Genomic DNA, 14,192 nt, shown 5'->3' with positions numbered 1-14,192 from the left:
CGCGGTGCCGATATAGGGGCGGTATTCACTCCGTGCGCAGCATGCGGACCCTCTGGTCGACCAGGTCGTAGCGCGCGACCGCCACGGCGAGCCGGCCGGCGGCTATCCGGCCGGCCAGGTCCGGCTCCGCCGCCAGCAGACCCCGGGTCCGGCGCGCGTGGGCGTCGATGGTGGCGGCGACCCGGGCCTCGCCGTGCTGGCCGCGGTCGATGGAGGGCCGGATCTGCTCGGCCAGGTACTGGATGTGCGCGGGCAGCCGGGTGCCCGTCTCGTCGGCGTGCACCGCCGCCCCGACGGCCCCGCAGGACTGGTGGGCGAGGACCAGGACCAGGGGGATGTCGAGCTCCAGCACCCCGTACGCGATGCTGCCGAGCACCGCCTCGTCCAGCACCTCCCCCGCCGCGCGCACGGTCAGCAGATCGCCGAGCCCCTCGTCGAAGACGAGCTCGGGCGGCACCCGGGAGTCGACGCAGCCCAGCACGATCGCGAACGGGTGCTGTTCCCGCGCCACTTGGAGGCGTACGGAACGCGACTCGTGCGGGTGCCGCTGGCGGTACGCCGCCCAGCGCCGGTTACCGGCCTCCAGGCGCCGCAGCGCCTCCCCCGGGGTCTGCGGGCGCGCCCCGCCCAGGACCCCCGCGGAGGTCTCGGCGGCGGTGGTCTCGGAGGCTGAGGTCTCGGAGGCGGAGGCCGGCACAACGGCACCGAGTCCGAGGACGGACCCGGCGGCCGCGGTGCCGGCCAGGGCGGTGCGCAGGAGGACGCGACGGCTGGGCGAACTGACGGAAGACGCTTGTGTGTTCGAGGACATTCGGGGACGTTAACCCCGCATCGGCCCGCCGCGGCCACGCCCGGACGGAAATGGCGGGTTCCTCCCGGAGCCCGGCTCGATCGGGACGACGGACTTGTAGGGACCGCCTGTTGGCCGCAGGGCCGACCCGCACGTTGCTCCAAACGTACGGCGTGCGGGGCTACGGCTTGCGGGTGGCGAGGGTGGCCGGTTTGACCGCGTCGGGGCCGTAGCGGGCCCGGGCGCGGTCCGCGGCCGCCTCGACGGCCAGTGCCCGTTCGTCGGCCGGGTCGAAGCTGAGCTGGTGGCGGGCCTCGGAGGCGGGGCGCAGGGCGTCGGCCCGGAGGTCGAGGAAGCGTACGCGGGCCCGTTGGAGGCCGAGGAGACCGTAGAGCTCGTAGGCGGCGCCGACGAGGGGGCCGGTGTGGTGGGTGGGTTCGGCCAGGGTGCGGGTGCGGGTGGTCGTGGTGCGGTCGGCGTAGCGGACGGTGAGGGTGAGGCCGGATGCCGCCTGCTCCTCGTCGCGCAGCCGGGCGCCGAGCCGGTGGGCGAGACCGAGGAGGGCCCGTCGGTGCTGGTCCGGGTCGAGGCAGTCGGCCTCGAAGGCGTGGTGGGTGGTGAGGGACTTGGGAACGGGGCGGGCCTCGACCGGGCGCAGGTCCTCGCCCTGGGCGTGGGCGTGCAGGGCCCGGCCCGTGGCCGAGCCGAAGATCCTGGTCAGGGTGGGCAGGGGCGCGTCGGCGAGGTCTCCGATCGTGTGCAGTCCGTACGCGGCCAGGGTGGCGGCGGTGGCCGGGCCGACTCCGTAGAGCGCGGCGACGGGCCGGGGGCGCAGCCAGGCGGTGACCTCCTCGTCGGTGAGGACGGTGGTGGCGCCGAGGGGGGTGAGGGCGGCCGTCATCGTGGCGAGCATCCGGTTCGGTGCGATCGCGCAGGTCGTCCGTACGCCGTGGAGTCCGATGGTCCGCATCCGCAGGACGGCCGCCAGGGCCTCGGCGTCGCGCTGCCAGTAGCGCAGGGCTCCGGTGATGTCGAGGTGGGCGGCGTCGGGCGGGACCGGCTGGACCCGGGGGGTGATGTCGGCCGCCATGTCGAGGAGTTGGGCGTAGAGGCCGGTGGCGGAGCCCGGGCCGGCGCCGGGGTCCGTACCGGGGTCCGTGCCCGGGCCCGCGCCGGGGCGGGTTCCGTCGGGGAAGTGGAACTGGGCGTGGAGGATCTGCTGCGTGGTGATCACCCCGCCGAGCCGGGGCTGGTGTAGCCGAGGGACGTGAGGTCGGCGGCGCGGGTGCCCGCGGGCTGGAGGTCCGCGTAGGGGTGGAGGCGGGCTCCGCTGGTGCCGTTGGCGAGGGTGCGCGGCCGGGCGGCGCCCTGGGCGGGCGTGGGGGCCGGGTCGGCGCGGCCGAGCAGGGCGAGCGCGGCTTCGGGGCCCTGGTCGCGGCGGGCGGCCGCGATCTCCTCGAGGTTCCACACCATCTCGCCGACCACGGTGCGGCGCGGTCCGCGGGCCTCGACGGTGCCGCGGACCAGGAGCAGACCGGAGTGGAAGACCGTGTGGGCGCAGGCCGCGTGGCTGTCCTCGAAGAACGCGATGTCGACGAGGCCCCGGCCGTCCTCCAGGGTCACGAAGATGACCCTCTTGCCCGATGGGATCGGCGGGGTCTGCGTCGAGGCGCGGACTCCGGCGACCAGGACCCGCTGCCCGGGGCGCATCGCGCCCAGGTGGGCGGAGTCGACGGCGCCGATCTCGCGGAGCAGCCGGTGGTGGTGCTCCATCAGGTGCTGGGAGACGTCGATGGACAGCACCTCGATCTCGGCGTTGAGGGCTTCACGGCTGGTCATCTCGGGCAGCCCCGAGGGGGCGGCGGTGACGAGTGCGCCGCCGAGGGCGAGCTGCCCGTCGACCGCGCGCCCCCGGGTGTGGCGGTGGAGCTCGGAGACCTGGAGGAGGAGGTCGCGGCGGGTGAGCGGGCCGCTCAGGGCGTCCAGGGCGCCGATCCGGATCAGCCGCTCGGCGGTCGGGAGCGCGGGGCGGGCCCGCTCCCAGAAGTCCTGGAGCGAGGCGTAGGGCCGGCCGGCGGCGATGCGGGCCACTTCCCCGTCGCCGGTTCCCTTCACCGTGGACAGCGAGAGCCGTACCGCCCAGCCGCCGTCCGCCGTCCGCTCGACGCGGTGGTCGGGGGCCGAGTGGTTGACGTCGACGGGGAGGACGGGCACGCCGTGGCGGCGGGCGTCGGAGACGATGACCCGGGCGGGCCACATCCCGGGGTCGTGCTCCAGCAGCCCGGCGTAGAGGGCCGCGGGATGGTGGGCCTTGAGCCAGGCCGACTGGAGGGCGGGCACGGCGAAGGCGACGGCGTGCGCGCGGCAGAACCCGTACGCCCCGAACGCGGCGACGATCTCCCACACCTCGTCGAGCACCTCGCGGCCGTAGCCGCGGGCGCCCGCCCGCTGCCGGAACCACGCCTCCACCCGGGGCAGCCGGTCGGGGCCCGCGAGAGCGCGGCGCGCGATCTCGCCGAGCGCCCGGTCGCAGCCGGTCATCACCGCGAAGATGTCGATGATCTGCTCGTGCCAGATGGTCACCCCGTAGGTGTCGGCGAGTACGGGCTCCAGATCGGGGTGCGGGTAGCGGGGGGCGGCGCCGTGGCGGGCGGCGATGTAGAGGGCGGGCATGCCGCCCTTGACCGGGCCCGGGCGGAACAGGCTGATGTCGGCGATGACGTCCTGGACCCCGCGCGGCTGGAGCCGGCCGATGAGGTCCTGCTGGCCGGGGCTCTCCAGCTGGAACATGCCCACCGTCCGGGCCTGCCTGATGAGCTCGAACGCGTCGGGGTCGTCCAGCCGGACGTGGTCGGGGTTGTCGAGGTCGAGCTGGCGGCCGGTGGTGCGGCGGATCTCGGCGACGGCGTGCGCCATCGCCGACTGCATCCGCACCCCGAGCACGTCGAGCTTCACGAGCCCGAGGTCCTCGACGTCCTCCTTGTCCGCCTGGACCATCGGGTACTTCCCGCCCGGGGTGGGCTGCACCGGCAGCCGGTCCAGGAGGGCGGCGTCGGAGAGGATCACTCCGCAGGGGTGCATGGCGTAGCCGCGCGGCAGGGCGTCCAGACCCTCGGCGAGTTCCCACAGCGGGCCGTACGAGGCGGCCTCGGCGGCGAGTTCCCTGAGCTCGGGAAGCTCGGCGAGGGCGCCTCGGATGTCGCAGGCCCGGATGTGCGGGAAGGATTTCGCGATCGTGTCGACGGTCTGCGGGGGCAGCCCGAGCGCGAGGCCCGTGTCGCGCAGGGCGTGGCGGGCCCGGTAGGTCTCCGGCATCCCGGCGACGGCCACCCGTTCGGTGCCGAACCGCTCGATGATCCGGTCGTAGACCTCCAGCCGCCGGGCCGACTCCACGTCGAGGTCGATGTCGGGGAGCGAGCGGCGGCGGACGCTGAGGAAGCGTTCGAAGAGCAGGTGGTGTTCGAGGGGGTTGGCCGTGGCGATGAAGAGGGCGTGGTTGACCATGCTCCCGGCCCCCGATCCGCGGGCGGCGACCCGGATGCCCATGGCCCGGATGTCCGTGACGACCTGGGCGACCGCCAGGAAGTAGGACTCGAACCCCAGCTTCCCGATCACGCCGAGCTCGTACTCCAGCCGCCGGACCGCCTGCGGGTCGCGGTCCAGGCCGCGCGCGAACATCCCCTCCGCACAGCGCCGGCGCAGCAGGGCGCCGGCCTCGTCCGGGCCGGGGCCGGCGCCCACCGACTCGGGCTCGGGGAAGCTGCGCCGCGCGGGGGCGGGGTGGATGCCGATGCCGAGGTCGGCCACCGGGTCGACGGTGCACAGCTCGGCCGTACGCACGGTCTCCGCGAGCAGCTCGGCCGCCCGGGCCGGGTCCGAGGCGGCGCCCGAGCCAGCGCCCGGGCCGGTGGCCGCGGCGATCCGCTCGGCGGCGTACGCCATCGCGTCCGGCCCCTTCAGCCAGCGCTCGCCGCAGTCCAGCCGGCGGCGGTCGACGGGGCGCAGCAGCCGGGCGGAGTCCAGTACGTCGGCGATGCGGTGCTGGGCGGGGTCGGCGTAGCGGACGGCGTTGGTGAGGACCGCCGGGACGCCGAGCCGGTCGGCGAGCCCCAGCGTGCGGGCGGCCAGCCGCAGCGAGCCCGGCCCGGTGCCGGGCAGCCCGTACCAGAGCACCTCCAGCCGCAGGCCCGGGCCCGCGATCTCCCGCCACGGGGCGAGGAGCCGCTCGGCCAGGTCGGGCCGGCCGGCCGCGAGGGCGCGCACGGGCTCGGACACGGGGCCGAGCATGACCACCAGTCCCTGGTCGGCGTACCGCTCCAGCGCGGACCAGGACACGACGGGCGGGGCGGGGGCGGGGTGGGTGGGGTGGGCGGCTTCGGGGGCGGCGAGGGCGGCTGCGGGGGCGGCGGGGGCGGCGGGGGCGGACCCCGCACCCGCGTGCGCGGCGGAGACCAGGCGGCACAGCCGGGCCCACCCGTCCGCGTCCCGCGCGAGGAGGGTGACCCGCAGAGCCGGCTCGACGACGTGCGCGCCGCCCCGCACGGGCGTCCGCGGCCGCGCCCCGGGGCGTGCGCCGATCCCGGCGGCGGGGGCGACGGCGACGTCGACCCCGAACACCGGGCGGACCCCGGCCCCGGCCGCCGCCTTCGCGAAGCGGACCACCCCCGCGACGGTGTCGCGATCGGTGAGCGCAAGCGTCCCGACACCCCGCTCGGCGGCCCGTTTCACCAGGTCAGAGGGGTGCGAGGCGCCGTATCGGGCCGAGTAGCCACTCGCGGCATGGAGGTGCGTACCGATAGCCATGGGGCACCTCCGATCGACTGACCACCCCTTTCCAGCCACCCTGACCAGATACAACCACCGTATCGAACATAATTCGAACAGCGCGACTCCACGGAACAGCACAGCCGCCGGGCGCGACGCCGCCCCGGAGCCCGACGGGCCGCCGGACCGCCGGACCGCCGGACCGCGTGAACGGTGGACCGGTCTCCTACGACCTGCTCGCCACGGTCATCGGCCGAGCACGGGTGCGGGTGCGGGCCGGGAGCCGCTCATCCGCCCCTTCGCTCCCTGGCGGCCATGACCTCGTCGCCGTGTTCGAAGGCCCACACGCCGAGTGCGTCGATCGGGTCGAGCAACGTTCGCCCCAGAGGCGTGAGTTGGTACTCGACACGAGGCGGCGCTTCGCCATAGGCGTGCCGCGTCACCAGCCCGTTGAACTCCAGCCGCCGCAGCGTCTCGGTCAGGACCTTGGGGCTGATGCCGCCGATGCGCTCGCGCAGTTCGCCGGGGCGCTTGGGACCGTCCCGCAGAACCCAGATCAGCACGGCGTTCCAGGTGTTGGAGAGGAGGTCGAAGGCGAGGCGGGCGCGGCAGTCGGCGAGATGGGCGTCGGGCGTCACTTACCACATGGTGCCTGACGGGTTTCCTAGTGTCGTCCCGAAGCGGTCGGAGCGGATGGCGCACGGCGCATGGGCGCACCGCGGTACGGACAGCGGATACGAACAGCGGATACGACAGGGGGCCTCTCGATGAGGATCGGTGTGCTGGGAACGGGCAACATGGCGGACGCGCTGGCCACGCACTGGGTGCGGGCCGGGCACGAGGTGTTCGTCGGGGGCCGGGACGAACGCAAGGCCCGGCGCCTCGCGGCGCACATCGGGGGCGGGGCGGGGCACGGGAGTCTGCGCGCGGCGGCCGGATTCGGCGGGGTGGTGCTGGTCGCGCTGCCGTACGGAGCGGGGGCGGAGGTCGCCGGGGAGCTCCGGTCGGCACTGAGGGGGAAGGTCCTGCTCGACTGCGCGAATCCGGTCGGACCGGGCTTCCGGCTGCTGACGGAAGGCGGCCCCTCGGCGGCGCACCGGCTGGCCGCGGCGGCGCCGGACGCGCACGTCGTCAAGGCGTTCAACCTCTGCCACGAGGACGTGTGGCGGATGAACCCGCCGGTCTTCGACGGCCAGCGCCTGGCCGTCCCGGTGTGCGGGGACGACGGAGCGGCGCTCGGACTGGTACGCGAGCTGGTACGGGACACCGGCTGTGACCCGGTGTCAGGAGGCGGGCTGGACCGCGCCGGACTGCTGGAGGCGACCGCCGCGTTGTTCATCGGGCTGTGGGTGGCGGAACAGGCGGACGTACGGGCGATCGCGCCACCACTGGCCTACGCGGCAGGTCCACTCGCCGGGAAGGAGTAGAGACCCGGCCCGTCCGCGGGGGGATCACGTTCGGGCTGCCGTCGCGCGTGCTCAGGCGGTGGCGGCGCCGAACCACCTCGGGAGGTGGGCGTCGAGGTCGTGCTGGTCCTCTCCGGCCCAGGCGACGTGGCCGTCCGGGCGCAACAGCACGGCGGGCACGTCCAGTTCCTCGCTCGCGTCGACGACGTGGTCGATCCGGTCGGCCCAGCCGGAGACCGAGAGCCGGCCCGTCCGGTCGAGCAGGAGTCCGCGGCCGGTGTGCATCAGGGCGTAGAGGCGTCCCTGCTTCAGTTCCACGTCCCGCAGTCTGCGGCCGAGCAGTTCGTGGCCCTCGCCGAAGTCGTAGCGGACGTCGACCGCGGTGATCATCCCCGTCACGTACCGGTTCACCTCCTCGAAGTCCATCAGCTTCGCGAACAGCTCCCGCAGTGCGGTGGGACCCGCTTCGCTGCCCATCAGGGTGATCTGCGCACGGGTGTTGTCCAGTACGGCGGCGCCCACCGGGTGGCGTTCGGCGTGGTAGCTGTCGAGGAGATCGTGCGGGGCCCAGCCGTTGACCGCGGCGGCGAGCTTCCAGCCGAGGTTGAAGGCGTCCTGCACGCCGAGGTTGAGACCCTGCCCGCCGGTCGGCGGGTGGATGTGCGCCGCGTCTCCGGCCAGCAGGACCCGGCCGACCCGGTAGCGCTCGGCCTGCCGGGTGGCGTCGCCGAAGCGGGACAGCCAGCGCGGCGAGTGCACGCCGAAGTCCGTTCCGCCGAAGGCCCGTAGCTGCTGCTTGAACTCCTCCAGGGTCGGCGCGCTGCGGTCCTCGGAGACACCGTCGGCGGGGACGATCACGCGGCACGTCCCGTCCTCGCCCGCGTGGACGCCGAAGCGGAGCTGGGTCTTGTTGACCTCGGCGACGACCGCGGCGATCGTCTCCGGATCCGCGGTCACCTCCATCTGCCCCAACAGGGTCTCGACCGTGGCGGGTTCACCGGGGAAGCCGACGCCGAGCAGTTTGCGCACCGCGCTGCGACCGCCGTCGCACCCGACGAGGTAGCGGGCGCGCAGCCGCGTACCGTCCGCCAGCTCGACGCTCACCCCGTCCTCGTCCTGGCTCAGGCCGACCACTTCGCAGCCGCGGCGGATCTCGGTGCCGACTTCGACGGCGTGCTCGCCGAGCAGCCGCTCGGTGACGGGCTGCGGGACGGCGAGGCCGTAGGGGTGCCCCGTGTCCAGCTGCTCCGGCCACGGCTTCATGATGCCGCCGAACAGGCCGCCGACCTGGAACGTGTCGCTCACGGCGAGGAACCGGTCCAGCAGGCCGCGCTGGTCCATCAGCTCGACGCTGCGCGTGTGCAGGCCCTGGCCGCGGGACTCCCCGGTCGGCTCGGTCAGCTTCTCCACCACGACGACGCCGACCCCGTGCAGACGCAACTCGGCGGCCAGCATCAAGCCGGTCGGTCCACCGCCGACGACGATCACGTCGGTCACGCCGGTCACGCCGGTCACGTCCGTCGAATCGGCCGTGTTGTGGGGCAGTTCAGTCATCACGCAGTCACCATTTCCGCAGGTTTCGCCGTAGGCCAGTGATTCTGCGACACCACCAGGGCCTTGCCGCAAGCCCCCCCGTGCGCTATAAGTTGAGAGTGGCAAGGAGTGAGGAAACCTCCTTGCCATTCTGCGTTCCGGGAGAACGTTCCGGGAGAAGACCCGGGAGAAAACGGCTGGCCCGCCGGTTCCTGCGTGGACGAGTATGAAACGCATGAGCGATCAAGGCGAGCGATGGACCCGGTCGACCCTCTACCCCGACATGTGGGCGGATCCGCAGGACGATCCGCGCGACAGGGAGACCAGCCCCGAGGGCGAGCTCGCGACCCTGCAGGAGTTCCTCTCCGACTACCGCCTGACCCTGCGGATGAAGTGCGAGGGACTGGACCCGGAGCAGCTCGCCCGCCGGTCGGTACCCCCGTCGACGATGTCGCTGCTCGGTCTGCTGCGGCACCTCGCCGAGGTGGAGCGGGACTGGCAGAACTGGATCACCGAGGGTGAGCCGCTGCCGCATCTGTACGACGAGCGCGACGGGGACTTCGACGGAGCCGTCGCCGAGCAGGCCGTGGTCGACGGCGCGTACGCCGATCTGGAGCGCGAGCAGGCCGCGACCGACGCCGCACTGGCCGTGCACCCGGACCTGGGCGAGCGGGTGGGGAAGGACAAGATCTCGGTGCGCGAGCTGATGGTGCACCGGATCGAGGAGTACGCACGTCACTGCGGGCACGCGGACCTGTTGCGCGAGTGCGTCGACGGGAGGGTGGGCCAGTAGCCGCGGACGCGGACGGCCCGGCCGGGGGCGCAAGGGGTGCCTACGGGGGCGGGCGCTGCCCGTGTGACCATGGCTTCCTTCGCACACAGCACCTCATGGGGGGACCATGCGCACCCGTACCACCACCGCCCCGGCCGGCCTCGCCGCCCTGCTCGCGGCGGCCCTCCTCCTGTCCGGCTGCTCGGCGTCGTCCGGTGGGAGCACGGCCGGGAAGGGGGGAGGGTCCGGTGCAGGGACCGGTGCTTCCTCGCCGGCGGCCGCGTCCCCTGCCGCGTCCACCGCGGGGGCGGCGGACGGCGGCGGGTTCGAAGGGCCGCGTCCGCAGGACCAGAACCTGCTGGCCTGGACCGGGGATCCGAACGACGCGGGCCACGTCACCGCCCAGTCCGCGGCCGGGGTCGGGGGACGGATCACCCTGGTCCGGATGGTGCTGCGCGAGGAGCTCACCTGGTCCAACATCTGGCTGGGGCTGGCCGGCATCGACCCGAACGCCCGCCTGGCCAACTGCTACCTCGGCGTGTACGACGCCAAGGGCACCCTGGTCGCGTCCACCGCCGACATCTCCCCGCTGCTGATGACCGACGCGATAGCCAAGCCGTTCCCCCTCACCAAGCCGTTCACCGCCGCCCCCGGCACCTACTTCGTCGCCCTGCTCCTCAATGGCGACTGGGCCACGAACGCCCTCACCCTCAAGGCCACCGGCGCCGGGATCTCGGTGAACGCGGGTCTGAACCCGCCGAGCCTGCGCTACAGCACCGTACTGACCGGTCAGAGCTCGCTCCCGGCCACCGTGAACCTCGCCGAGCAGTCCACCAGCACCATCAACACCGGCTGGGCCAGCCAGTGGTACGCGATCTCCTGAAGCGCGCGAGCAGGCAGGAGAGCAAGTACGGCGCCCAGCACTCCACCCCGTACTCCACCCAGCACTCCGTACGTCTGGTAGGAAAGTTTCCTGTTTGCTAGCATCCCGGTTCGGCGGCTCGGCGCGGTGCCCGTACCCAGGGGCATGACGCGCTCAGCGAGAGCTCTGACCCGGCCGCCGTGACCACGCCCGCCCCTGCCCGCATCCGGGCGGGGGCGCGGGGTCTCGTACCGGTGCCAGCTCTCGCCACCCACCAGGCCAGGGAGTCAGCAATGCGCCTGAACACCCCCAGCACGCCTCATGTTCCCCCATCGCCCCGGACGGTCGGCGTGGTGCTCGCCGCCGTACTCCTGCTCGTAGGAGGCCTGTTGCTCGCCTATCCCGAACGGGCCGGCGCCGCCGCCGACCCGCTCATCTCGCGCGGCAAGACCGCGACCGCCTCCTCCAGCGAGGGCTCGAGCCTCGGCCCGCAGAACGCCTTCGACGGCGGTTCCACCACCCGGTGGGCCAGCGTCGAGGGCAAGGATCCGCAGTGGATCCGTGTGGACCTCGGCGCCAACTCCAACGTCACCCGGGTGGCGCTGCGTTGGGAGGCCGCGTACGCCAAGACGTACCGGGTGGAGATCTCCGCCGACGGCAGCACCTGGACGCGGCTCGCCAACGAGACGGCCGGCAACGGCGGCACCGACGACTGGACCGGCCTGTCCGGCAAGGGCCGTTACCTCCGCGTGTACGGGACCGCCCGCGGCACCGCCTACGGGTACTCCCTGTACGAGGTCGAGGTGTACGGCACGCCCGACGGCGGAACTCCCCCTCCGGGCGGCGCCTTCACGGTGGTCGCCGCCGGTGACATCGCCGCCCAGTGCACCGCCTCGGACAGCTCGTGCGCCCATCCCAAGACCGCGGCGCAGGCCCGGAGGATCAATCCGAAGTTCTATCTGACGATGGGTGACAACCAGTACGACGACGCCCGGATCGCCGACTACAGGGCCTACTACGACACCTCCTGGGGCGCCTTCAAGGACAAGACCCGCCCGGTGCCGGGCAACCACGAGACCTACGACCCCGCCGGGCCGCTCGCCGGCTACAAGGCGTACTTCGGCGCGATCGCCTACCCCCAGGGCAAGAGCTACTACAGCTTCGACGAGGGCAACTGGCACTTCATCGCCCTCGACTCCAACTCCTTCGACCAGAAGGCCCAGATCGACTGGATCAAGGCCGACCTCGCCGCCAACGGCAAGTCCTGCATCGCCGCCTACTGGCACCACCCGCTGTACTCCTCCGGCGGCCACGGCAACGACCCCGTCAGCAAGCCCGTCTGGAACATCCTGTACGGAGCCAAGGCCGACCTCGTGCTGAACGGGCACGACCACCACTACGAGCGGTTCGCCCCGCAGGACCCGAACGGCAAGGCCACCGCGGACGGGATCACCGAGATCGTCGGCGGCACGGGCGGCGCCGAGCCCTACGCCATCGAGAACGTCCAGCCCAACAGCCAGAAGCGGATCACCGGTGACTACGGTGTCCTGAAGCTGGACTTCACCGATTCCGGCTACGGCTGGAGCTACGTCGCCACCGACGGGACGACGAAGGACACCAGCCCGAAGTACACCTGCCACTGATGTACCTGGCCACCACGGGCCGCCGGGCCGCGCCGTCCCCGCCCCCCTCCACGGGGGCGGGCCGGCGCGTCCCCGCCGCCGTTCTCGCACTCGGTGCGGTCAGCCTCGTCACCGATGTCTCCTCCGAGATGGTCAGCGCGGTACTGCCGCTCTACCTCGTCCTCGGGCTCGGCCTCTCCCCCCTCCAATTCGGCTTCCTGGACGGCCTGATGGGAGGAGCCGGCGCGGTCGTACGGCTCCTCGGCGGGCACCTCGCCGACCGCGGCCACCGGTACAAGCACGTCGCGGGGATCGGCTACGCCGTCTCGGCCTGCTCCCGGCTCGGCCTGCTGCTCGCGGGCGGCGCCACCGGCGGGATCGCGGCGGCCCTGGCCGCCGACCGGATCGGCAAGGGCATCCGTACGGCGCCCCGCGACGCCCTGATCACCCTCAGCAGCCCTCCCGAGGAGCTCGGCCGGTCCTTCGGCGTGCACCGGGCCATGGACACCACCGGCGCCCTGCTCGGTCCGCTCGCCGCCTTCGCCCTGCTCTGGGCGACCGCCGGCGCGTACGACGCGGTGTTCGTCGCCAGCTTCTGCGCCGGACTGCTCGGCGTGCTGCTCCTGGTCCTGTACGTCCCCGGACACCCACGCCCGGTGGCCGTGTCCGGTCCAACTCGGCCTCGGGGCACGGCATTCCAATCCCTGCGCGATCCCGGCTTCCGGCGGATCCTCTGGGCCGCGGCCCTGCTCGGCGCCGCCACCATCGGCGACGCCTTCGTCTACCTCCTGCTCCAGCGCCGGCTGGGCCTGGACCCCGGCTGGTTCCCCCTGCTGCCGCTCGGAGCGGCCGCGGGCTACCTGCTCCTGGCCGTCCCGGTGGGCCGGATCGCCGACCGGGTCGGGCGCCGGCGGCCGTTCCTGTACGGACACCTCGCCCTGCTCGGCGCCCATCTCGCCCTGCTCGCCCCGGCCGGCGGGCCGGCCCCGCTCCTCCTCGCGGCCGTACTGGCCCTGCTCGGGGTGTTCTACGCGGCCACCGACGGGGTGCTGATGGCCCTCGCCGGGCCCGTGCTGCCCGCCGGGGGCCGGGCCGGCGGGCTCGCCGTGCTCCAGACCGGCCAGGCCCTGGCCCGGATGCTCGCCGCCGCGAGCTTCGGCGCCGCGTGGACGGTGTGGGGGCCGCGGGCCGCGCTGTGGGGGGCCACCGCGCTGCTGCTCGCCGCGCTGGCGGGTTGCCGGGCCCTGCTGCCGCGCGATCCGGGCGCGCCGGGTGCCGAGGGAGCACCGGGAGCCCGGGCCCGGGAGTCCGCGCAACCCCCCACCAGTGCGAGGAGCACCTCATGACCACGCGGCTCACCGAGCCCGCGCCCGCACGCCGGCTCGGCGCCCGGGCCCGTGCCGCCGTCACGGTCGGCGCGGTCGTCCTCCTCGCGGGCTCCACCGCCGGGTACGCCCTGCACGCGGGGCACCGGCCGACGGGCCGACAGGCCGCCGCCGACACCTCCTTCGGCCTCGCCGGTCCCGCCCTGTACTTCCGGGACACCGCCACGGGACGGGTGGCGCACCAGCCCCTCGCCCCGGCGGAGGGCGGCGCCGGGCGCACCGCGGGCGGCCCCGCCTGCGACCGGTTCCACGCCGCCGGGGGCACCGCCCTGTGCCTGCGCGCCGAGCCGGGGGTACTGCCGAAGACGTACGCCGTCGTCCTCGACCGGCACCTGCGCGAGGTGAGCCGGACGACGGTGCCGGGAGTCCCGACCCGGGCCCGGGTGTCCGCGTCCGGGCGGATGCTCGCCTGGACGGTGTTCGCCACCGGGGACTCGTACTCCGCCACCGGCTTCTCCACCCGGACGGCCGTACTCGACCTGCGCACCGGGTACTTGGTGAAGTCCCTGGAGGAGATACCGCTCACCATCGGCGGTGTCCGGTACCACTCCCCCGACGTCAACTACTGGGGCGTGAGCTTCGCCCGGGACGACAGCCGCTTCTACGCGACCGTCTCCACCAAGGGGCGTACGTACCTCGTCGAGGGGAACATGAACGACTGGTCGGCGAAGACGCTGCGGGAGAACGTCGAATGCCCCTCCCTGTCGCCCGACAACACCCGGGTCGCCTTCAAGAAGAGGGTGTCCGGCGACCCGGCCGCACCCTGGCGGCTGTACGTCCTGGACCTGCGGACGATGGCCGAGACCGCGCTCGCCGAGACGCGGAACGTGGACGACCAGGCGGCCTGGACGGACGACGGCACGGTCGCCTACGCCCTGCCGGGGGCGGACGGTCGAGCGAGCGATGTCTGGACCGTCCCCGCGGACGGCACCGGGACACCGCGGATGTCGGTCGCGGGCGGATCGTCGCCGGTGGCGGTGGCGGGACCGGCCGGCGCGCGGTGAACCGGGACCTGATGCTCGATGATGCTCATTCGGCCGTCACTTCGAGCATCTATT

The 14,192-nt window shown here is 73.7% G+C and carries 11 protein-coding genes; 6 read left to right on the top strand and 5 right to left on the bottom strand.

Annotated elements, in window-relative coordinates; translation table 11 throughout:
- Positions 1-25: 25 nt before the first annotated feature.
- From ACWCP2_RS13895 to ACWCP2_RS13880, 4 genes are all read right to left on the bottom strand, one after another.
- Positions 26-811 (bottom strand): carbonic anhydrase, encoded by a 786-nt coding sequence (locus ACWCP2_RS13895; protein WP_450908789.1) that lies wholly within the window; start codon positions 809-811, stop codon positions 26-28.
- Positions 812-971: 160 nt separating this feature from the next.
- Entirely contained in the window at positions 972-2,024 is a 1,053-nt protein-coding gene (locus ACWCP2_RS13890) for a DNA polymerase Y family protein (RefSeq protein ID WP_450908788.1), read from the bottom strand.
- Positions 2,021-5,593, bottom strand: a complete 3,573-nt coding sequence (locus ACWCP2_RS13885; protein WP_450908787.1) for a DNA polymerase III subunit alpha — start codon at positions 5,591-5,593, stop codon at positions 2,021-2,023. The genes ACWCP2_RS13890 and ACWCP2_RS13885 overlap by 4 nt, the downstream gene beginning before the upstream one ends.
- Before the next feature lie 248 nt (positions 5,594-5,841).
- Positions 5,842-6,192, bottom strand: a complete 351-nt coding sequence (locus ACWCP2_RS13880) for a winged helix-turn-helix transcriptional regulator (RefSeq protein ID WP_450908786.1) — start codon at positions 6,190-6,192, stop codon at positions 5,842-5,844.
- 129 nt (positions 6,193-6,321) lie between these two features.
- On the opposite strand from ACWCP2_RS13880, the gene ACWCP2_RS13875 reads away from it, so the two are divergent.
- A complete protein-coding gene (locus tag ACWCP2_RS13875) occupies positions 6,322-6,981 on the top strand; it encodes an NADPH-dependent F420 reductase (RefSeq protein WP_450908785.1) in 660 nt (219 codons plus the stop codon).
- A 51-nt stretch (positions 6,982-7,032) separates the two neighbouring features.
- Here the strand turns inward: ACWCP2_RS13875 and rox are convergent, their stop codons facing one another.
- Positions 7,033-8,457, bottom strand: coding sequence for a rifampin monooxygenase (gene rox / locus ACWCP2_RS13870; RefSeq protein ID WP_450908820.1), 1,425 nt, complete (start codon positions 8,455-8,457; stop codon positions 7,033-7,035).
- 262 nt (positions 8,458-8,719) lie between these two features.
- Between rox and ACWCP2_RS13865 the strand changes: the two genes are divergently transcribed.
- The 5 genes from ACWCP2_RS13865 to ACWCP2_RS13845 all read left to right on the top strand — a co-directional run bounded on the left by ACWCP2_RS13865 (position 8,720) and on the right by ACWCP2_RS13845 (position 14,138).
- On the top strand, positions 8,720-9,286 hold the full coding sequence (locus tag ACWCP2_RS13865; RefSeq protein ID WP_450908784.1) for a DinB family protein: 567 nt from the start codon (positions 8,720-8,722) through the stop codon (positions 9,284-9,286).
- 106 nt (positions 9,287-9,392) lie between these two features.
- Positions 9,393-10,148, top strand: a complete 756-nt coding sequence (locus tag ACWCP2_RS13860) for a hypothetical protein (RefSeq protein ID WP_450908783.1) — start codon at positions 9,393-9,395, stop codon at positions 10,146-10,148.
- A gap of 272 nt (positions 10,149-10,420) precedes the next feature.
- Positions 10,421-11,770 carry a discoidin domain-containing protein gene (locus ACWCP2_RS13855; protein ID WP_450908782.1) on the top strand — a complete coding sequence of 450 codons (1,350 nt, stop codon included), beginning with the start codon at positions 10,421-10,423 and terminating at the stop codon, positions 11,768-11,770.
- The gene (locus ACWCP2_RS13850) at positions 11,770-13,095 is read left to right on the top strand and encodes an MFS transporter (RefSeq protein ID WP_450908781.1); all 1,326 of its coding nucleotides are present in this window, start codon (positions 11,770-11,772) and stop codon (positions 13,093-13,095) included. The genes ACWCP2_RS13855 and ACWCP2_RS13850 overlap by 1 nt, the downstream gene beginning before the upstream one ends.
- Entirely contained in the window at positions 13,092-14,138 is a 1,047-nt protein-coding gene (locus ACWCP2_RS13845) for a TolB family protein (RefSeq protein WP_450908780.1), read from the top strand. The genes ACWCP2_RS13850 and ACWCP2_RS13845 overlap by 4 nt, the downstream gene beginning before the upstream one ends.
- Positions 14,139-14,192: the final 54 nt, after the last annotated feature.

This window comes from Streptomyces sp. NPDC002104 (assembly GCF_053593795.1).
This window is presented reverse-complemented; position numbering and strand designations above follow the sequence as displayed.